This is a genomic window from Emticicia sp. GW821-FHT11C11, from assembly GCF_058808615.1.
Map to the genome: position 1 here is coordinate 548013 of NZ_JBXARV010000003.1, position 22236 is coordinate 570248.

Below are 22236 nucleotides of genomic sequence, written 5' to 3' on the forward strand. Positions count from 1 at the left end.
TAGGTTCTCTGCACAGAAAAACGGCTGCTGAAATACCCCCAAATTGGGTGACATGACAGAATTCATTATATTCGTACATTAGCGGTTCAATTCGGGCGTATGTTAGTAAGACTATCTGTTTTTTTCTTTTTACTCAGTTTTCGGCTTTGGGCTACGCCAACGCTTGACCAGATCGGCCTGAAAGAAGGGCTGAGCCAGAGCGAGGTGCGTACCATTCTGCAGGATAAAGAGGGCTATATGTGGTTTGGCACGCAAAACGGGCTTAATCGCTATGATGGCGCCCAGATGAAGCATTTTTACAACAATCCGTTTGAAAAAAATACGCTCTCGAATGACGATGTAACTTTCCTCTACGAAGACTCACAACAGAAACTCTGGGTAGGTACCAAACACGGGCTTAACTGTTTTAATAAGATTTCGAAAGATTTTGAGCGATACACCGATTTGTTTGGCAAAGACAAACCCGATTACTCGTATATAGTAACCGGCATAGTGGAAGACCAGCAGAAAACGCTTTGGGTGAGTACCTACGACGGTGTCTGGCGACTGATTCCGAAAGGGAAAACCTATAAGGCGATTCAATACAAGCATGATTCTACCAATCATAAAAGTCTGGGTGGCCATGGTGCCGGTTATGTGATCAAAGACAAACAGGGAGGAATATGGCTCACCACCCGTATCGGGCTGAACAAAATTCACATCAAAAATCCTGATAAGCTACCCGAACACCAGCAGGTAGAGTTTTTGCATGCCAACAATGCCCCGCAGGATTTTTACAGAAAACTGAATTTCCCGATTCAGCGGATATTTTGCGACAAGCAGAATAATTTGTGGATAGCCGCCCAGGAAAAACTGTTCAGACTGAATATTCAGACCTCAGAACTGTATGAGTTTACCGACCAGTTGGTAGAACCCGATGTGTTTATATCGGCCATTATGCTCGACCGTTACGGCACCGTCTGGGTAGGAACCATTGCCCAGGGAGTGTTCAGATACGATTTAAAAGGCAACAATCTGGCACTGATTGAACACATTGCCGAAGATGGCCTGAGCAAAAAAGGATTGAAGAGCAGCACCATTTTTTCTATCTATGAAGGCAAAGAGGCAAATGAAGACATTGTCTGGATAGGCACCCGTGAGGCAGGCGTGCATTTGTTCAGTCATTCAAAAAACAGCTTTAAGCAATGGGATAAGATTCTGGCCAGAGAAAATTCGATTGCGTCTACCTCGGTTTTCGGCATATGTAAAGACAGCTATGGCGATATCTGGGTGGGTACTTATGATGGCTTGTTCAGAATAAACTCACATACCAGTCTGTATAAGAAGTATACGATAAGCCGGACTAATACCCGGATGAATACCCATCAGGCGATTCTGGAAGATTCGGATAAGAATCTATGGCTGGGGAGCAACGAGGGCATGTTCAGATATAACCGCAGAACAGATAAGTTTGACCATTTTCCGATTCCGAAAGTGAAGGGGCATGAGCCCGCGGTGATGAAAATGATGGAAGACAAAGACCGTTCGGTCTGGATAGGCACGAGCGGCTATCTGCTGCACATCAACGGAAAAAATCTGAAGCAGTATGATAAAACACCCGACGGGCTGTTTCTGTCTGTAGCAGCACTGGAACCCGATAATAAAGGGAACCTGTGGATTGGTACCTATAACGGGCTGATAAAGTTTAACCTCAAAAGCGAGACCTTCAAGACATACCAGAGTGACCCGAACCAACCCAAAGGCCTGATTAATGACATGATATTGTCGGTATTATACGATAGGAATAATCAGCTATGGGTGGGGAGCCCGAAAGGTTTGAGTAAACTGGTGATAGAAAACGGCAAAGAGCGTTTTGTGCATTATACCGAGAAAGACGGGCTGCCCAATAGTTTTGTATATACCACTTTGGCCGATGGCAAAGGACGTGTGTGGATGAGCACCAACAACGGGATTTCATGCTATGACCCAGTGGCTAAAACCTTTCAGAATTATTCGTCGGACGATGGACTGTCGAACCGGGAGTTTAATTCCGGCGCTTATTTTCAGACTAAATCGGGCGAGATTTTCTTTGGCGGGCTGGGGGTGCTGGTCAGTTTTAATCCGTTGCAGATGACCAGTAACAGGCACCTGCCCAAAACTGTGATTACCTCGTTCATGAAGTTTGAAAAAGAACAGAACCTCGACAGCCTGCTGATGAAAGACGGGAATATAAAGCTGGATTACGATGAGAATTTCTTTGCCTTCCGCTTTGCTTCGCTCGACTTCACGAACCCTGAAAAGAACCGGATTGCCTATAAGCTGGAGAACTTTGATAAAGACTGGATTGACTACGGCACACGCCGTTATATCAACTTCACGAACCTGAAAGCGGGCAACTATGTGCTGAAAGTAAAGAGCGCCAACAGCCAAGGGTTCTGGAACGAAAAGGATATACTAAGCATAGCGATTTCGATTGCGCCGCCATTCTGGCAAATGTGGTGGTTTTATCTGCTTTCGGTAGTAGTTTTGGGTTCTCTGGTCATGACTTTCTATCGTATCAGGATAAACCGCGTTCTGGAAATTGAGCGGGTGAAACTGGAAGAAAATGAGCGCGTAAGAAAAATAGCCGCACAGGATATGCACGATGAGTTCGGTAATTCATTGACACGTATTTCGCTGCTCACAGAGCTAATCAAAAATAAACTTAAAAAGGCAGAACAGGATGAAGCCCTGCTATTGCTTGCCAAGATTGGCGATAACGCCGGGCGTTTGTATCAGGGAACCAAAGATTTTATATGGGCCATAAACCCTGAGCATGACAATCTGTTTGAGATTGCCATCAGAATCAAGGATTTCTGTGATGAGATTCTCGACAAGCGCGACATACGCTTTGTGTGCGAAGGGATATCGGAAGATTTTGAAGCCATAAAACTACCGATGGGTGCCAGCAGGCATCTGGTGATGCTCTTTAAGGAGGCTATTATGAATACGCTGAAGCATGCCAATGCCACAGAGGTGAAGCTGAGTTTTATGGAAGACAGCAACCAGATCAGCATCTGCTGGCAGGATAACGGCATAGGCATACAAGCCAACAAGAATACCAATGGCAACGGCCTCGGGAATATCAGAAGCAGGGCCGAGAAAATTGGCGCCGAAGTAGAGATTGTATCAGAAAACAACCAAGGAACAACTGTGCAGTTGATCATCAACAAAATAAGAAAATGAGCTACCAGAACACAAACCTTATCAGAATCTGCCTGGTGGAAGATGATAATATTATTCGGGAAGGATTTGTAGTGCTTTTAAACGAAAATCAGGGATTTAAGGTGGTGAGCGCCTATAATAACTGTGAGGATTTTCTGAAAAATGTGCAGAACGACAAGCCCAATGTGGTATTGATGGATATTGAGCTGCCGGGTATGAATGGAATTGAAGGCATTGAGCGCACCAAGAAGCTGTATCCGCATGCGCAGATTATCGTGGTGACGGTCTATGAAAACGATGACCTGGTGTTTAAGGCGCTATGTGCCGGGGCAGGAGGGTACCTGACCAAAAACATGCCGTCGCAGCGATTGGTGGAGGCCATACGGGAGATAATGAATGGTGGAGCGCCTATGAGTACCAACATTGCCCGGTTGGTGGTGGCTTCGTTTCAGAAGAACCACAATTCTCCGCTTTCATCGAGAGAAACAGAGGTGCTCGAATTACTTTCGCGTGGTAAAAGCTACAGCAATATTGCCGAGGAGTTGTTTATTGATAAAGAGACCGTGCGCACGCATATCAAGAATATCTACTGGAAACTGGAAGTTCATTCGAAAGCTGAAGCTATTGAAAAGGCTATGAAGGAACGGTTGATTTAGTTTAATGATTTCATACTTTTTATTACTTAGTAGCTAATCTTCTTGAAATAGATTTACTTCAGTTTTTTGGTCTTCTGTTGTTACTTTTTTTTCCTGAAAAAAAGTAACCAAAAAAGCAGGCATCATTTAAACTCGTACAATTAAAGATTCGATGTTCTTCTGCTTGTCTTCATGTCTTTAGCATAATCTTTAATTGTACTCAGACAAGAAATGATGTTTTAAGGTATCTTAATTTTAGTTGTTATTTTTTTCTTTTGGTGCTCGGTATTAATTCACTGTGAAACTCTTATTGTGAACCATTGTGCATTTAGTGTACATTGTGACTAAAAATTACTCCTGATTTTCCAAGCCTTTGATTGCTTGCTATTAATTCATAAACTTGCAATGCATTCATTAAGATACCTGCGCTATTCATGGAAAGACTACGTAAACACATTGAAGAGATTTCTCCTTTAACAGACGAAGAGTTTGATTACATCAAAGCGTTTTTCTCGCATAGACGAGTGCGGAAAAATCAGTATCTGGTGCATGAAGGAGATGCGGTAAAATATGAGTATCTGGTGCTGAAAGGGATATACAAGGTATTTTATGTGGACGGTGATGGAAAAGAGCATATCATACAGTTTGCACAGGAAAACTGGTGGATGTCTGACTACACTGCCTATTTCAAACAAAAGCAGGCCAAAATGTTTATTGAATGCATGGAAGACGGAGAGGTGATTTACATGGACCTTCATGCAAGAGAGAAGCTGGCAACTGATTTGCATAAAATGGAGCATTTTTTCAGAGTAAAGCTCACCAATGGTTTTGTGGCCTTGCAGCAACGCATCATGCTGCTGCTTTCGAGTACTCCGCAGCAGCGTTACGAAGAGTTTTCAAGATTGTATCCGGATATGTTGCAACGGATACCTAAAAAATTTATAGCCGAGTATCTGGGTGTAAGCCGTGAGACACTCAGTCGCTTGTATTCTACCGGAAAATAAGAACTGCTTCTGCCATCGTGTGATTTGAATCACACGTTTATAGTGATTTGTGTCCTTCGCCTGAGGGGCATCTGTGTTCTAATTTTGTAACAGAAATTAAAACACAGCAATCATGGACTTACTACTTAAAAACAAACAGGTTTTCATATCAGGCTCAACTGCAGGTATCGGTTTTGCCATCGCCAAAGGATTTGCCAAAGAAGGTGCCGTTGTACACCTGAACGGTCGGGATGCGACTAAAGTTGAAACTGCCGTAAACAGAATACAAGCCGAATTCCCCTCGGCGCAGTTGCATGGCATTGTGGCTGACCTCGCTACTGCGGAAGGTTTTGAAAAAGTGAGTCAGGAGCTGCCGGAGGTGGATATCCTTATAAACAACCTCGGCATTTTTGAACCAGTCAACTTTTTTGAATCTGAGGATGCCGACTGGTGGAAAATGTTTGATGTCAACGTGATGAGTGGCATTCGCCTGACCCGCCATTTCATGCCCAAAATGCTTGAGAAAAATTGGGGCCGGGTAATTTTTATCTCCAGCGAATCAGCCATTCAGATTCCCACAGAAATGATTCACTACGGCATGTCGAAAACTGCCCAGCTCTCTATTGCCAATGGTTTGGCTCAATTGACCAAAGGCACAGGTGTTACGGTTAATTCCATATTACCGGGGCCGACCTTCTCTGAAGGCGTGGAAAGATTCATCGGAGACCTTGCCTCACAGCAAAACCTTACAACCCAAGAGGTGGAACGCCAATTTTTCACAGAAACCAGACCTTATAGTTTATTACAGCGATTCATCACGCCTGATGAAGTGGCCGCTACGGTTCTGTTCGTGTCAAGCGAATGGTCTGCTGCAACCAATGGCGCAGCCATAAAAGCTGACGGAGGTATTCTGAAAGGACTGCACTGATTGTGATTTGCATCACACTTTTTTAGTGATTTGGCTCCTTCGCCAATCGTGTAATCAATACTAATTTTGTTCTATCAAATCAATATAAATCATTTACTATTAAATAATTACGAAAATGGAAAAGAGAATTTTAATCATCGTTTCAAACGCCAATGCCATTGGCCCGAACCACAGAAGAACCGGTACATTTTTACCCGAAGTAGCTCACCCTTATGCTGAATTCGACAGAGCCGGTTATGAAATTGATTTTGCCAGTTTAACCGGTGACACCCCATATCTGGATGCGCTTCATCTGGCAGACGACCCTGACAACCTGACTTTTCTGACAGGCAGAGGCTGGGCAGCTATGCAAAAAGCGGCCAAACTTTCAGACGTAGATGTAAGCACTTATGATGCTGTTTTTACACCGGGTGGACTGGCTCCAATGGTAGATATGCCCGAAGATGTTCTTTTGAAGAAAGTGATTGCTGAAACATACGAACGCAATGGCGTGGTAGGTGCCGTTTGTCATGGTCCGGTATCTTTATTGAATGTAAAACTCAGCGACGGGTCTTACCTCGTTAATGGTAAAAACGTAGCATCGTTCACCAATGAAGAGGAAGAAAATTATGCTGCCGCAGATGTGCCTTTCCTTTTGCAAACCGCGCTTACCAATCAGGGAGCTATATTTCATGCAGCTGCTGCGTGGTCTGCTAACAGTATTGCCGATGGTAATATAGTAACTGGCCAGAACCCGGCTTCGGCCAAGGGTGTAGCCGAAAAAATGATTGCCATATTAGAAGCTTAATAGTAATAATCACTGGCCTCTGCATATATGCATAAGAGGCCAGTGATTACATTGACAGAAAATCAATAATATCTAAAAAAATTAAGAAGATGAGCCAAAAACCCATACATGTATTTGCCAAATGGCAGGTAAAAGAAGGCCAGTTAGAAACTGTGCTCAATCTGCTTGAAGATGTTGCCGTAAAAAGTAGGGAAGAGACTGGTAATCTCTTTTATCAGGTTCATCAGAGTAATACAGATGCGCATATCATTGTATTGTTTGAAGGATACACCGGCGAAGAGGCCGTTGCCAAACACCGTAACACGGCGCATTTTCAGGAGATAGTTATAGGTAAAATTGTACCTCTACTGGAAAGCAGAGAGGTGATTCTGACGACTCCGGTTTAGGATATGTAGGTAGGTGCGGTTAGAGAATTCCTGATGGTAGAGACAGAGCATTGCTCTGTCTACTTTATTTATATTATTTTATCTGCTAATGTTTTCGACTTCAACCCACCGGCGTAAAAACATGGAAAGTGGCGCCTTTGCCGGGTTCTCCGACGGCGGCCATGAACCCCTGGTGGTTCTGAATGATCTTCTTGCAGATGGCTAGACCTATACCTGTACCCGAGTACTCGTTTTTATTGTGCAGGCGTTGGAAAAGCTCAAATATCTTGTCGGCATATTGTTGATCAAAACCTATGCCGTTGTCGCTGATACTTAGTTTGTGATATTTTTGTCCATCGGTAGCACCAAATTTCAAATAGGATTTGCCGGCTACTGTCTGCGATTCAATTTTTACTTCCACAGGTACATTGGGCTTGCTGTATTTAATGGCATTGCCGATGATGTTTTCCAGCAACTGACGGAACTGGTACGGAATCACGTTCAGCTCGGGCAGTGTTGTATAAGCAATACGGACCTGTTTTTCTTCTATGCTCTCTTTGAGCGAATTCTTCACCTCGTCCAGTATATAATTCAGGCTGGTTTTTTCAAAGATATTGTAAGCAAGCGTAGCGCGCGAAAACGCCAGCAAATCGTTGAAAAGCTTTTGCATCTGATCGGCTGAAGAAATAATGCGCGGCAGAAACTCTTTGGAAGTGGGCGGTAAAACGTTGAAATCTTTCTCGTAAATGCGGTTGCTGAACAGCTTTATTTTACGCAGGGGCTCCTGCAGATCATGACTGGCAATGTAGTTGAATGCCGTGAGCTCCTCATTACGGCGTTGCAGTTCAATGTTCTTTTGCTCCAGTTCCTGATTGATATGGAACTGCTCGGTTACATCCTGGCAGGTACCAGCCAGTTTAATGGGATTCCCGAATTCATCTACTATCACCTCGCCCTTGCCTTGCAGAATCCTGATAGTGCCGTCGTCCCACCGGATGTGTAAAACGTAGTCGTCGGCTGTATGAGTAGCCAAAGCCCTCTGGATTTCATCAAGCCTTCGTTCGCGGTGGTCGGGGTGCACCAGGCCGATGAATCTTTCGAAATGTATTTCTTCAGACTGCGGCTCAATCCCGTAGATTCTGTACATTTCGTCGCTCCATTCAATTTTATTGTTGGGTATGTCCCAGGTCCAGTTGCCGATGTGTGTCAGTGCCTGCGCCTGCTTGTGCAACTCTATGGTTTCTTCCAGTTTTTGCATCATCAGGTGCCTCTCGGTTACATCCATCACAGTGCCCCGCATTTTAAGCGGTTTCCCGTTGCGGAAACTAACCACCCCGCACGACCATATGATTTTCTCTTCACTTTTCTGATACCTGTATTCACATTCATACCTGCCCTCGCCGGTTATAGCTTCGTTGATGGCGCTTGTCAGTTTTATCTGGTCGGCCGGGTGTACATATTTCAGGAATGATAAATAATCAAGTCTTTCTTCCAGATCAAATAGTTTCATCATCTGGTCAGATATAAGCGATTCGCCTCCCTGCAAATCCCACTCAAAACTTCCCAGACCCGCTATTTCGTAGGCTTCGCTCAGTTGTTGTTCACGCAATTGCAGTTTCTGTGTCGATTCCTTTTCATCATGCACATCTAAAGATAAACCGATGATCTGCCAGGGAGTGCCGTCGTTTGTTCTTTTGAACAATGTTTCGTAGGCGCGTATCCAACGGAAACGTCCGTTTTTATGTTTTATCCGGTATTCAATGTTCCGTATTTCGCCGTCGCGTGCGTTTGCAAAACTCTGAAGATGGTCTAATCTTTTATCGATATCATCTGGGTGCAGCTGAGAAGTAAACATTGACCCATCTATATCGGCAATTTTGCCGGAGTCATAACCCGGTATATCCTGATTGTTACTGGTTGAATAAATTTCTTTCTGTTCTGGCAGGTCGTATATATAAATAACACCCGGCAGCGTATTGTTGATTTTGTCAATAAAGTACAGATGCTCGTTTATGTGCTGCTGCTTGAGGTTGAACAGTGTTTTGTACGACCGGTCCTCAACTGTTAATATAAACAGGTCTACTTCATTTAAAATATCAGCATACAGGTTGAAGTCGGTAGTGTAAGCTGACAGAAATTGCCGGAGGGCTTTTCGACGGGCAAAATTAACGGTCGATATATCGCGGGCCACAATTTCATCATTCTGAATCAGCGGCAGCTGGTTTTCAGTCCACCTTTTAAGCGAGAACTCAATAAATTCAGAAACCTTATTGGTAGCAAAGTAATTCAGGAATTCGCTCGTTCCCTGTATCGACAGTTTTATGAGTTCTTCTTCCGGCATATTGTCGAAGAATCTCAATAGGGGTACTTCTATCTCCCGCGAGATAGTAAGTAGCGCCTGTGTGAAATCTTCCAGTTTGTGGTCGAGAAGATATTGAGCATAGGCTGGTAAATATATAAAATTCAGTGCGTCAGGCTTAAAGGCCGGGTTTTCAGAACGGTTCTCGGCCGACTTGTCTTTCGTTAGAGACATGCTTCAGAAGTTTAATACTTTAAAACAAGTTCCTGATTATATATTTTCAATTCATATTCTGAGTAATGCAGCGTAAAAACCTGCTTCAGCGGAATTCTCATTTTCAGATATGTGTCAGGCTCCGAAACACACAGCCCGCTTCCGGTCTGAAAGGGAGAATTGACACTGGCCATGTTTACGCACTTGTTCTGATCTGCTGTGTCTGTGTTCAGATAAACAACACCCGGGTTCATGTCAGCAATACCTGCCTGTGCTTTTTCGAAAAACTCACTCATGTTGAAGAAACCGTCGGCGGGTGGGATATCAGAAAACCGGTATACCTGTTCTGTTTCGCTTAGGGTAATATCGGTCGTAAGTGGTGTTATTGAATAGGGGGTTTCCTTTTTGAAGAAAAACTCCAGGCCTTCATCGTTTTCGGTTAGAGCAATACGATAATATTGTTCAGTCATGTAGTTTTCAAGTTTATTAGTCGGGTTAGCTATCGTTATCAATCCTGTCTCCGGCACAAAAGTTACAACATAAACAGGCCTGAATATTTGGAAAGATACACTAAAATTAAACATTTTCGTTAAAAGACCTATACTTTATTTTGAATTTTCACCAACCGGAATGAAAACTGACACTAAATAAATGACAGAAAATGGCATATATGCAAAGCAATAAAACTTTTCTGTTGAGGTCCGGTATCGTTAAAATGAGGGTATTGTGAGCGATAATATTTAAAGACCGTATATTTTTTTGAAACCTTACAACCATTTGAGGGCTACCTAAGTCAATAAGAAAAAAAACTTAAAATAAATGAAAAGAATTCTGAGTATAATCTTACTTTTGACGGTATTTGCATGCGAAAACCTGAACATAAAGCATGGCCGTGATTTCGACAGAAGCTATGACGCGTGGCAGGACTTTAAGAAATCTTCCGGCAACTCATATCAGTATACCGTTACAGAAGGTTCATGGATCGGGTCGTCTTGGAGTACAGACCTGGTGATTACTAAAGGGCAGGTTACTGAACGGCGTTTCAGGTATACTGCTTTTCATGATGTAAGACGCCCGGACGGAGGATGGGACGAAGAGAGCATCGCAAAAATATTGGCCAGTATGAAATTATCTGCGGCAGATTTTGAGAAAAACTTCGGTAAAAAGATTGAGGATGCACTGGGATGGACAGAAACGGGTGCGAATCTGGGAAAGATTACGAATACCTCAGCAGCAGAAGTGAGAACGCTCGACCAGATTTATGAAATAGCCCGAACCGAGTGGCTTATCAGAAGAAGTGGCGCTGCGATATATTTTGAGGCAGAGAATAACGGTATGATTTCGAGTGCCGGCTACGTGCCGGATAACTGTGCAGACGATTGTTTCCACGGTATCAACATATCAGAAATCAAGCGATTGTAAACGGATTGTGTGTAGAGAGCTGGTTATTTCTGAGGCATTTAAATGGAGTATTCAACCTAATGATAATAAATCAGCTCTCTATGAAACGTATGATTAACAAAGGTATCGTTTGTTCTTTTGTTTTGTTGTCTATTGCTGCCACTACGGCAAATGCACAAACAGGTGTTGGCACCAAAGCCCCTAAAGGTGCGGTGGTTTATTTTGATGGCACCCGCAAAATGCTTGATGAAAAGTGGACTTACTGGGAAGGCCCGCGTCTGGCGGCCACATTGCCCATTAAATGGTTTATAGTTGACGACCCCGCCGGCAAAGGCACGGCAGTAAACACCAACGACCCCGCCGGTGCCGGTGGTAAATATGGCGCAGCCGATATTGTAACCAAGGATACTTTCCGTGATTTCAGAGCGCATGTGGAATTTTATATCAGCAAGCCCGGTGGTAATAGTGGCGTATATCTGCAAAACCGTTACGAGATTCAGGTGCTGGATGGTGACTCAACCTCACATGGTTTAGCGGCTGTGATTAATGAGTCGAAGTCGCCCTATTATGCCTATAACGGTGTCGGTAAGTGGAATGCGTATGATATTGTGTTCAGAGCTGCCCGTTTTAAAGACGGTAAGCTGGTAGAGCAACCGATGGTAACGATGTACTTCAACGGTAAAAAAGTGCATGTGAACCAGAAAATCAGTCAGGTTTGGGGTGGGCCTAATTCAGGAATTGACGGAGGTAATGATGGTGGCAAAGGGATTACTGACACCCCCGGAGGACTGAAACTACAAGCTGAAGGGCATGAAGTGCTTTACCGCAACATCTGGATCAAACGCATTGACATAAAAGAAGCCAATACGGATTTTTGAGAATTGAGTGAGTTAGTGATTGAGCGAATTAGTGATTTGGCTTAGAGTAAAGATAAATGAAGCAACCATTCTGTCGTTTGATGGAGTGGTTGTTTTGGTTTCGGGCTTGAGGCATGAAAAATGAGTAAAGTGCTTATGGAAAAGGAGTTACTTAAGTAGCGCTAAGAAGAAAAACAAAGTGCAATTTTTTATTTTTTTACAATTTTCATTATTTTTAGTATCGAATTATAACTACTTACTTTTATGATGAAAAAATTACTTTTTATTCTGTCGTTGTCTTTGATTGCATTTGCATGCAAAAAACAGACAGAGCCTTCACCTGAAAATACTGCGTTTTTTGAGGCGCTCAAAAGTACTGCGTATGGCGAAAATGCCAGTGTATCAATTGCGTTAAAGGCTTTTCCGTACAAGCATGTAACTGAAGTGAGTGTAGACTGGGGCGATGGTAAAATTGAAAGCTCAATGTTTGATCCGGAGCTGAATTCGGCTAAGCTGGTTTTTACTTTTATGCATAAGTATGCTACTAATGGCACCTATAAGATCACTTTTAAGGCTATTAATGCAGTAACAGCCAATTCGGTAGACACAGAGGTGAAAATCTCAAACAAAGAACCCGAGCCGGTAGCCGATTTTGCATATGAAGTGTTAGATAACGGTAAAGTCAGGTTTAAAAATCAATCGCCGGGTACGGTTGCCTCATATTATTGGGGTGATACAAAAACACAGAACAGAAGCCGTATGGCGAATCCTGAGTTTATTTTTGAAAGAAACGATAACTACTCAGTTTTTTTAACGGTTACAGATAAATTCGGGCAGGCTACAACGATTCATAAGACGATAAAAGTTACTAATGCGATTCCGAAAGACATTGCCTATTTTAAGGGCACAATTTTGGGCGAAAAGTATGATTTCAATGAAAATGACAAAAATTGTAAAACTGTACTTTCGGAAGCAGACCTTGTGTCGACCAAGATTACCAATTCTATTGTTTTAAATGGCGCAGATAAGAAAATAGATATTGGTTTGGTGGGAATGTTTTTTGTGAAAGGTTCAGGTAACCCTGAGTTTAGTATCACAGAACGATTTGACAAATTCAGAGAGTATCTAACGCCGGGTACCAAAAAAGTGGGTGTTCAGACACATGACCAATGGAATGTGGCCGTGAAATATGAGACTAAGGATGGCGCAGTAGTAAAACTATTTAATGAGGTACCGAATTCGTTGGTTGAAATTATGGATGTGAAGGAAATTGAACAACCCGAATTGTTTGATGGCTTATACAAGCAATCATTCTGGGTTACGTTCAGACTAAGAGCCGATTTTCAGGGATTAGGAAAAATAGACGGTACCCTTAAAATCAGGTATCTGGTTTATAAAATGATCTGATATAGCACTTCCGGTGCCTGAGCATAGCCGAAGGCACCGGTATAAAGTTTCTTCCCTACGGAGTAATGTATTACCTCTTCAATCGTCTTTCGGATAAGCTGCTTATGCGGGCAAAAAAATAACCGGATTTCTCCGTAACCTTTTCTGTATACAGAAGTTTTCAGGCAGAGGGCATCAGCCATTTATCATGTTAAAGTGCCTTCTACGAAATATTTCGTAATTAATTTGGAGATTGTGAAAAGGGTAAATATATTTGCTACGAAATTATTCGTAGTTAAAAAAGTGTTAAGCATTGTAAAAAAATGTTAAACGCAAATTGGGTGATTCTAAATTGCTTTTTTATTATTTATCTTTGCAGCCACACCGCATAACCGGATGTTGTTTATTAAGCCAATGTGTCTTTGGCATTTACAAAATTACTGAAAAGCTATTTTTAAAAATTATGAAAAATCTGTTACTCGTATTGCTCCTTACGGGCGTAGTGCATCTTCTGCATGCCCAGAATACAACTTTTTCGGTGAAAGGCCAGGTAAAGAATCCACAGAATGAAGTGGTTTCGTTTGCTACTATCTCGGTTCACATGGCCAAGGATTCTTCTCTGGCAAAGGCTGATATTGCCGATGAGAACGGAGGTTTTAAAATCGGTAATCTGGCAAAAGGCAGATACTTTGTTAAAGTAAGCGCCGTGGGTTTTAGTCCGTTCAGTTCTCCGGTATTTGAGCTGATCGACCAGGATATTGAATTTAAGCCTTTTACGCTGTCGGCAGATACCAAACAATTGAGCGAGGTAAAGGTGGTAGCTACCAAACCTTTGATTGAGGTACAAAACGATAAAATTGTATTCAATGTGGAAGGTAGTATTAATGCTACAGGGCAGAACGCGCTCGAGTTGCTGCAAAAATCGCCGGGAGTACAGGTTGACAAAGACGAAAACGTATTAGTGAAAGGTAAGGCCGGGGTGAGAATCTTTATTGATGGCCGCCCTTCGCCCATGAGTGGTCGGGATCTGGCATCTACCCTGAAAAGCATGAACTCGTCTGATATCGAAGCCATTGAGGTGATTACAAACCCATCAGCCAAGTATGATGCCGCAGGAGACCTGGGTATCATCAACATCCGCTTGAAAAAGAACAAAAAAATTGGTACCAACGGCAATGTGAGTCTGGGTAGTATGTTTGGTATTACGCCTAAATTCAATGGCTCGGTGAATCTGAACCACCGCGACAAGAAAGTAAATGTATTCGGTAATTACAGCTACAATCAGGGTGCGTGGCACAACCGCACGCTCGACGACCAGATACTGAATGGGGTTGCCTATAACAAAACCTGGCGGGGTATCTGGCGTGATACTTCTCACAATGCAAAAGTGGGAATGGACTATTTTATCAATTCAAAAAATACAATCGGATTTAACGCCAACGGCAGAGCAAGCGACCACAACGGAGGCGGCGAAAGCCAGACCCTGATTGGTAACCGGTACAGTGCGGTTCCTGATTCAGCGATTTTGAATTCGCGGACATCGAATCCGGAGAAAAACAAAAACCTGAACCTGAATCTGAACTACCGCTATGCCGACACTACCGGACGCGAGTTGAATATAGATGCTGACTACGGTATTTTTACCTCACGCGGGGTAAGCTATCAGCCGAATACCTACGAGTTTCCGAATTCTGACCGGCCGTCGTTCAGTCGTAATTTTGTGAGCAAGACACCTACTGATATCACCATTAAATCGTTTAAGGTTGACTACGAGCAACCGCTTAAGAAAGGGAAGCTGGGCTATGGGATTAAGCTGTCGGACGTGAAATCAGACAACACCTTTGATTTCTTCAACGTGCTGAACGATGTGGAAATACGAGACATTGAGAGGAGCAATAACTTTGTGTATACCGAACGTGTATATGCAGCGTATGCCAACTATAATGTATCGCTGAATAAAAAATGGGATTTACAACTGGGTCTGCGTGCCGAGCGCACCAAGTCGTTGGGAGAACTGACCAGCTATAAACAAAATGACCTGAACAAGGTAGATACCACATATCTGAACTTGTTCCCGAGTGGGGCGATTTCTTACAAGGTATCGGAGCATCATAACCTGAACCTGAACTACAGCCGCCGTATCAATCGGCCGAGTTATCAGAACCTGAATCCGTTTGAATACAGGGTTGATGAGCTGGTGTATTCGAAAGGGAATCCGTTCCTGCGCCCGGAGTATGCCAATAACTTTAAGCTGACACACATTTACAAAGGCAAACTGACTACTTCATTGGGTTACTGGCGTACGCGCTTCCCGGTGGTAGGGCTCCGGATGCCTTATGATGCGAGCCGAACCTACTTTATCGCTCAAAACCTGGATTACACCCAGGGATTCAGTCTGGATATGAGCCTGGCGACAGATATTACCAAATGGTGGAATATCTATGTGAATGTGAGCGGATACAACAACTTGTGGAGAGGCGACCTTGACAATGGCCTGAAGATTAATAACAGCACCATTGCCGCCAATGCCAATGCACAGAGCACATTTAAATTGAAAAATAACTGGACAATAGAACTATCGGGCTGGTATAATTCACCATACCGCCGGATTGATTACAACAGTGGCATGGGAACCATGGATGCAGGTGTGCAGAAGAAATTCATGAAAGACAACGCCACTCTGAAAGTGAGCTTCACCGATGTGCTGCATACGGGTAGGGGAGGGTATCACTCTGAATACGCAGGGGTGGCCACTAATCTTCGTTTCAAATGGGAGTCGCAGCAGTTGAGAGTCAACTTCACTTACCGTTTCGGTAGCAATGAAATAAAGGCTGCGAGAAATCGTCGTACCGGTTCAGAAGATGAACTGAATCGTATTAAAGGGGGTTGATAAAGCATTAAGCCAAAGAAAATTCAGAAGCCGGAAACAATATGTAATGTTGTTTCCGGCTTTTGGTTTATGGGGCAGTATAAGAAATACAAATGACGCAGTATTTTTGGCCTTTCTAAGAAAGGCTAACACACTGGTTAACAAGGCCATTGCGGAGGAATAATCAGCCGAACTGGGAAATAAAAATAAACGGAATACGCTTCTGCATTAGCTTTTGCCATCTTTAAATAGTTGTAATAATAGTGCAGAGGTACTAATGCCGTTCGGAGAACGGCTGATACTCCGACTGAATAGATATTCAGCCGAACGGGGGCTCTGCGCGTTAGTAGTATTATCGAAAACACAGACGATGAACAGTACGATGCAACTAAAGACGGCGGCGATTCTTACATTGTTTATCATAGTAATTGTTATGGCGGTTATTTGAGAAGGCTGATAGATAGTGAAGTAAAAATAAACAAAATACTTTTCTGCTTTAGTTTTTGCTGTCTTTAAATAGTTGTAATAATAAGTGTAGAAGTACTAATGCCGTTCGGAGAACGGCTGACACAGCGACTGATTATAGAATCAGCCGAACTGGGGGAAAAATGAATGTTCAATTGAATCTCAGAGAGACTTATTTTGAATATACCGTCCTGATGGGACTCAGTTCATTCGAATTTTTGCTTTCTACTGATATATCGTCCCTGGCAGGACTGCAAATCATCAACCCACTATATCTGTTATTGAATCACGTAGTGATGGTATATCTGTAGAGATTTAAACAGCGCAAAACGAGAGTCCTGTAGGGACGATATATTTAAGTATGCCATCCCGATGGGACTCAGATTCTTTGTTTATCTTTACTTTCTACTAATATACCGACGCTGACGGGACTTAATTATACTTAAATACTCGTTTTATTTTTCGTTAGATAATATAATTATGACAGATACACCGGAATTCATAGCAGCTAAGCAATTTGAGATTATTAAGGCGAAGAGTGTCCGTGAAAGATTTGAAATTTTTGACGGAATGATGTCATTTGTCCGCCAATTAGCTATTAAAAGGATAAAAAAGCGTTTGGGAAATGATGTCTCTGATACAGAGCTAAAATATGAACTTATTAAGGAATATTATGGGCATGAATTGGATGAAATTCAGTTGGGTGAAATAAAAATAGGACTGCTTAATTATGAAAATGAATTAAGTAAAGCATAGCTGTGTACTCTTAATCCAATTATACTTTGTTATGGTTCGGAGAATGGCTGTCGCCGAAGCAGAGGCCCCTTGCTTAGTTTAGGCAAAAACGCACACAGGAGACTCTGCTTAGACATCGTATACATCGAACTGATTCTTTTCAAGATTTAATTCCGGTATCTTCTGATTGCGTGGCTATAAGCAAGGCAATGCCACAAAAAGCAAGGCATACAAAGGAACTGATAATATCATTACCGCCATTAAGAGGGCGTTGAAAGGCATAGGGAATATGAAGTAAAAGCAGCCATAGAAATAGCATAAGCGCCAGCAACCGGGCTACCAGATGAACCCGAAACTTGAAGCCAATGGCGAATCCGGAGACTATGAGCGCCACTCCTGTAAAGTAGGTCCAGAAACCGGGCATAGGTATCCAGGCAGGCACCAGTGTGTTTACGAATGATGAATACAGGAAATGGTCGATTCCGAAAGCAACAAGCATGAAAGCAAAAAGGTAAACTCCAGATCTTGCTGCTATATGCAATGGTAAAAACAAGCGGTTATTGGTACTATTGTCATTATTTGCCAAAATAAATGCACCACCTGAGATGGCCAATATCTTGATGGCGTCTGTCCATGCCCCTAGGATTTCAGGATTGAATCGGAGTCGATTTGGTAAATGCCCTAGTAGAAAAAACAAAAAAAATACAAACCCCAGTAAGTCTGCTACGACTTTGATGCTCTTACCTGCTATAATCAATAGCCCCGAGGCGATAATATAAACGCCAATAGCATAAATTAGTACTTGTATACTTTCAGTGTCTTCAGCAGGAATAGGTGCTAACAATGGCCTGAATCCATTAAAAAAGAAATGCATGATTCCGATACCGGCAATGCCGGCTCCGTAAAAAATCCTTCCGGTAATTGATAGATATGACATTTTATTAATTAGGTTATGTTGCACAAATAACCTTTGGAAATTACTGACCACGCAGTCAAAAGCTGTTCAAAATCATGCAAAAACTAAAGAATAATAATCACGAGAGGGTTTGTAACTATCTATTAGCAATGCTCAGAGTTTGATGGACAAATAGTATATGTAATTGATTTTGAAGATTGATAATTTTGTTACTTGTAAGAGTTCTTGCCCACATCTCCCCACTTTTATCTCCACTTATACCGAAATCATCTGATTTTTAGGTACTTAATGTCATTTTATATTAAATTTGACTGACTATTAATCAGCAAACTATTGCCCATGAGAAAAACTCTTTTAACCTCAACAATTACCTTTTTTACTGTTTTATGCCTGCAGGCGCAAAATAGCCTGCTGCTTCGTCAGCCGGCCATTAATAAGGATGGCTCACAGGTGGCCTTTTCGTTTCAGGGCGATATCTGGACAGTACCCGCCTCGGGTGGTAAAGCCACTCGTCTCACGATTCATGATGCGTATGAATCGAACCCCGTTTTTAGTCCCGATGGCAAGCAGATTGCCTTTTCGGGTGCACGCTTCGGTAACAACGATATTTTCGTGATGTCGGCCGAGGGCAGCATGCCTAAACGCCTGACGTTCCACTCAGGTGCCGATAACATTTCAAGCTGGACCCAGCCCGATAAAATTCTGTTTTCGACCAGCAGGGAGTTCAGACAGATTGAACGCCCGGCCGAGGTGTATAGCATCAGCCCGAAAGGAGGTACCGAATCAAGGGTGCTGGATGCTGTAGGTTTCGATCCTGTGTTGTCGCCGGATGGTCGTTTTCTGGCTTTTGTGCGTGGTGATATTAACCCGGTAGCTCGTCAGGCCTACAAGGGAAGCTCGGATCGTGATATCTGGATTTATGATACCAAAAACAAAACGTATCATCAGTTACCCGGTTTTGAAACCAACGATGTTTTCCCGCAATGGGGCAACAGCAGTACCCTGTATTTTCTGAGCAGTGAGTCGGGCACATATAATATTTATCGTCTGAAACTGGACACCAACGGCAAAGCGACAGGCAAACCAGAAAAACTGACCAACTATAAGGATGAGTCCATCCGGGCATTCAGTGTTTCGGCTGATGGCGGTTCTATCGTTTTTGAAAAAGATATGAACCTGTATACCTTGAAAACCGACAGAGGCTCAGCACAAAAACTGAATGTGGTAATCAGTGCCGATGATCGTCTGGATGCTACCGAGCAAAAGACTTTCACCAGCGGTGCTACCAGTTTTGCGGTGTCGCCCAATGGTAAATTGCTTGCTTTTTCGGTAAGAGGAGAGATATTTCTGAAAGAGGCAGATAAAGAAAGAACGAGGAGTATCAATGTATCGGAGCATGCCTACAGAGACATCGAACCTACATGGTTGAACGACTCTACCTTGTTGTTTACGAGCGACAGAGCCAACGGCAATTTTGATATCTACATGGTGCGTTCTATTGATACCACACAACGCAATCTGTTTAAATCAATGAAACACAGTGCCGTGCAGATTACCAAAACTGCGGGCGATGAAAAGAATCTGACGGTATCGCCTGATAACAAGAAGATTGCCTACGTGCGTGGCCGGGGTACATTTGTGGTGGCGGATATCAGCGCAGACGGTAAGCTGAGCAACGAAAAGATACTGAGCGATAGCTGGGATAGCCCGAGTGGCATTGCCTGGAGCCCCGACAGCAAATGGCTGGCTTACTCTATCAGTGATTTATACTTTAATGAGGAAATATTCATTCAGGCAGCAGATAACTCAACCAAACCTGTGAATGTAACCATGCATCCCCGTTCAGACTACAGTCCGTTCTGGAGCGCCGATGGTTCTAAACTCGGATTTATTTCGGGTCGCAGTGCAGGACGCAGCGACGACATTTGGTTTGTATGGTTGAAAAAAGAAGACTGGGAGCGTGAATCGCAGGACTGGCAGGAGCAGGATAAACCTGAAACACCGGCACCCGCCAAACCTAATGACAAAAAAGCGCCAAAGCCGATAAAAATTGATTTCGATAAAATTCATGAGCGCATTGTGCGTGTAACGAGTTTTCCCGGTGATGAAGGTGGCCTGGTGATTTCTAAAGACGGTGAAACGTTTTATTACACCACGAACTCGAACACCGCGCGCGGCAGAGACCTGTATAGTATTAAATGGGATGGCAAAGACCTGAAAGAGATTACCAAAGGCGGCACCAGTCCGTCGGGTGTAACGATGGACCGCGAAGGAAAATACCTGTATTTTGCACGTATGGGTGGAGCCTTGAGCAGAATAGATATAAAAACCGGTGCAACTGATGCGCTGCCCTATCAGGCCAAAATGAAAATCGATTACAACGCCGAGCGCACGCAGGTATTTGAAGAGGCCTGGCGCACCATCCGCGACGGTTTCTATGACCCTCAGTTTCATGGTAACGACTGGGTGAAACTGCATGACAAATACAAGGAACGCAGTATCAGCGCCAGCACGGGCAACGATTTCAGAGATATGTTCAACCTCTTGCTGGGCGAGCTCAACTCGAGCCACATGGGGATGACCGTAACCGACCGTATCGATACCCAAAAAGAAGCTACCGGACTATTGGGTACTGAACTGGTACCTGTGAGTGGTGGTGTGAGGGTGTCGCACGTGGTGCCGGGTACTCCTGCCGACAAAGAGAAAAGCAAGCTGAATGCAGGTGATGTAATTACGGCTGTGAACGGACGGTCCGTGAGTGATAACGATAACTTTTATGACCTGCTGAACGGCCTTGTGAACGAAAAAATATTGCTGAATGTGCGCGGTGCAGACGGCAATAGCAGAGAAGTGGTGGTTCGCCTGACGGCCAGTATTCTTAATAACCTGTATGAGGAATGGGTAGAAAACCGTAGAAAACTGGTAGAGAAATATTCTAAAGGTCGCCTGGGGTATATTCATATTAAAGGTATGGACTTTCCGAGTTTTGAGGTGGTAGAAAGAGAATTTACCGCAGCAGGTTTTGGAAAAGACGGGCTGGTGATAGATGTACGCTACAATGGTGGTGGCTCAACTACCGACTACCTGATGACGATACTGAACTATAAACAACACGCCTACACCATACCGAGAGGTGCCAGTGAAAATTTAGAAAAAGACAAGCTGAAGTTTAAGGATTATTATCCGATAGGAGAACGACTGGTGTATGCCGCCTGGACCAAGCCGTCAATTGCGCTTTGTAATGAGGGTAGTTATTCTAATGCCGAGATTTTCTCTCATGCTTATAAATCATTGGGTATCGGTAAGTTGGTAGGTGTGCCAACCAATGGCTCGGTGATTTCAACAGGTGGAAAGAGTCTGATGGATGGCTCGTTTGTGCGTCTGCCGGGTCGTGGGTGGTTTACGAAAGCTACTGACAAAAATCAGGAACTAGGGCCTGCCATACCGGACATTATTGTTGAAAACCAGCCGGACTGGCTAGCCAAAGGTACCGATGACCAACTGAAAGCAGCGGTTGATGAATTGCTGAAGCAGATTGATGGGAAGAAATAGTTATTTTTAATATCCGATTCTGCGTAGAGCCAGGGCATTGCCCTGGCTCTATTTTTTTTGCCAGCGGGATGTTTAAAGAATAGCTGATATACTGAATAGTTGAATAATCCTCTAGCCGGGACATAAACGATTCCGTGTTTTAGTAGAGCCACATTGCATGCTTATCGCAGAATTGGGATGTCCGAGAATCAGGATATATGTAGAATTGATTTTTGATTATCAAACATTATTTCAAGGTTCTTGCAGGCCCTTGGAGCCGCACGCAGTACGGCTCTACCAGATTAGGAATTCTCAATCAAAACACCATGAGTCGGAACGTGAAGGATTTTGTGTTTGGTAGAGCCACATTGCATGTGGCTTATCGCAGAATTGGGATGTCCGAGAATCAGGATATATGTAGAATTGATTTTTGATTTTGATTTCCAAACATCATTTTAAGGTTCTAAAAGACCCTTGGAGCCGCACGCAGTATGGTTCTACCAGATTAGGAATTCTCAATCAAAACACCATGAGTCGGAACGTGAAGGATTTTGTGTTTAGTAAAGCTACATTGCATATGGCTGGTCGTAGAATTGGGATGTCTGAGAATCAGGATATATGTAGAATTGATTTTTGATTTTGATTTCCAAACATCATTTTAAGGTTCTAAAAGACCCTTGGAG

General features: G+C 43.2%; 15 protein-coding genes. 12 read left to right on the forward strand and 3 right to left on the reverse strand.

Annotation, left to right across the window (positions count from 1 at the left end):
• The first annotated feature begins 99 nt into the window (after nt 1-99).
• The 6 genes from AC1RRY_RS17425 (at nt 100) to AC1RRY_RS17450 (ending at nt 6902) form a co-directional block, all read left to right on the forward strand.
• A complete protein-coding gene (locus tag AC1RRY_RS17425) occupies nt 100-3204 on the forward strand; it encodes a ligand-binding sensor domain-containing protein (RefSeq protein WP_492822260.1) in 3105 nt (1034 codons plus the stop codon).
• Nucleotides 3201-3839 carry a response regulator transcription factor gene (locus AC1RRY_RS17430; RefSeq protein ID WP_492822258.1) on the forward strand — a complete coding sequence of 213 codons (639 nt, stop codon included), beginning with the start codon at nt 3201-3203 and terminating at the stop codon, nt 3837-3839. The genes AC1RRY_RS17425 and AC1RRY_RS17430 overlap by 4 nt, the downstream gene beginning before the upstream one ends.
• Nucleotides 3840-4252: 413 nt before the next feature.
• Nucleotides 4253-4822 carry a Crp/Fnr family transcriptional regulator gene (locus AC1RRY_RS17435; RefSeq protein ID WP_492822256.1) on the forward strand — a complete coding sequence of 190 codons (570 nt, stop codon included), beginning with the start codon at nt 4253-4255 and terminating at the stop codon, nt 4820-4822.
• A 112-nt stretch (nt 4823-4934) separates the two neighbouring features.
• Nucleotides 4935-5729 (forward strand): SDR family NAD(P)-dependent oxidoreductase, encoded by a 795-nt coding sequence (locus AC1RRY_RS17440; RefSeq protein ID WP_492822254.1) that lies wholly within the window; start codon nt 4935-4937, stop codon nt 5727-5729.
• Nucleotides 5730-5844: 115 nt separating this feature from the next.
• Entirely contained in the window at nt 5845-6516 is a 672-nt protein-coding gene (locus tag AC1RRY_RS17445; RefSeq protein WP_492822252.1) for a type 1 glutamine amidotransferase domain-containing protein, read from the forward strand.
• Between the two features lie 89 nt (nt 6517-6605).
• Nucleotides 6606-6902 (forward strand): putative quinol monooxygenase, encoded by a 297-nt coding sequence (locus tag AC1RRY_RS17450; protein ID WP_492822250.1) that lies wholly within the window; start codon nt 6606-6608, stop codon nt 6900-6902.
• Between the two features lie 100 nt (nt 6903-7002).
• On the opposite strand, the gene AC1RRY_RS17455 is transcribed toward AC1RRY_RS17450, so the two are convergent.
• Both AC1RRY_RS17455 and AC1RRY_RS17460 read right to left on the reverse strand, forming a co-directional pair.
• The gene (locus AC1RRY_RS17455) at nt 7003-9414 is read right to left on the reverse strand and encodes a PAS domain-containing sensor histidine kinase (protein ID WP_492822248.1); all 2412 of its coding nucleotides are present in this window, start codon (nt 9412-9414) and stop codon (nt 7003-7005) included.
• Nucleotides 9415-9425: 11 nt separating this feature from the next.
• Nucleotides 9426-9863 carry a hypothetical protein gene (locus tag AC1RRY_RS17460; RefSeq protein ID WP_492822246.1) on the reverse strand — a complete coding sequence of 146 codons (438 nt, stop codon included), beginning with the start codon at nt 9861-9863 and terminating at the stop codon, nt 9426-9428.
• Nucleotides 9864-10212: 349 nt separating this feature from the next.
• Here AC1RRY_RS17460 and AC1RRY_RS17465 point away from each other — a divergent pair, with 349 nt between their 5' ends.
• From AC1RRY_RS17465 to AC1RRY_RS17485, 5 genes are all read left to right on the forward strand, one after another.
• Nucleotides 10213-10815 carry a hypothetical protein gene (locus AC1RRY_RS17465; protein WP_492822244.1) on the forward strand — a complete coding sequence of 201 codons (603 nt, stop codon included), beginning with the start codon at nt 10213-10215 and terminating at the stop codon, nt 10813-10815.
• A gap of 89 nt (nt 10816-10904) precedes the next feature.
• Nucleotides 10905-11672: a 3-keto-disaccharide hydrolase gene (locus AC1RRY_RS17470; RefSeq protein WP_492823126.1), complete on the forward strand. Its 768-nt coding sequence runs from the start codon at nt 10905-10907 to the stop codon at nt 11670-11672.
• Nucleotides 11673-11915: 243 nt separating this feature from the next.
• Nucleotides 11916-13058 carry a PKD domain-containing protein gene (locus AC1RRY_RS17475; protein WP_492822242.1) on the forward strand — a complete coding sequence of 381 codons (1143 nt, stop codon included), beginning with the start codon at nt 11916-11918 and terminating at the stop codon, nt 13056-13058.
• Nucleotides 13059-13500: 442 nt separating this feature from the next.
• Complete coding sequence (locus AC1RRY_RS17480) at nt 13501-15927, forward strand: TonB-dependent receptor domain-containing protein (protein ID WP_492822240.1); 2427 nt, start codon at nt 13501-13503, stop codon at nt 15925-15927.
• A gap of 924 nt (nt 15928-16851) precedes the next feature.
• Entirely contained in the window at nt 16852-17127 is a 276-nt protein-coding gene (locus tag AC1RRY_RS17485) for a hypothetical protein (RefSeq protein WP_492822238.1), read from the forward strand.
• Between the two features lie 139 nt (nt 17128-17266).
• Here the strand turns inward: AC1RRY_RS17485 and AC1RRY_RS17490 are convergent, their stop codons facing one another.
• Nucleotides 17267-18043 (reverse strand): DoxX family protein, encoded by a 777-nt coding sequence (locus AC1RRY_RS17490; RefSeq protein ID WP_492822236.1) that lies wholly within the window; start codon nt 18041-18043, stop codon nt 17267-17269.
• 318 nt (nt 18044-18361) lie between these two features.
• On the opposite strand from AC1RRY_RS17490, the gene AC1RRY_RS17495 reads away from it, so the two are divergent.
• Entirely contained in the window at nt 18362-21574 is a 3213-nt protein-coding gene (locus AC1RRY_RS17495) for a S41 family peptidase (RefSeq protein ID WP_492822234.1), read from the forward strand.
• Nucleotides 21575-22236 lie beyond the last annotated feature (662 nt).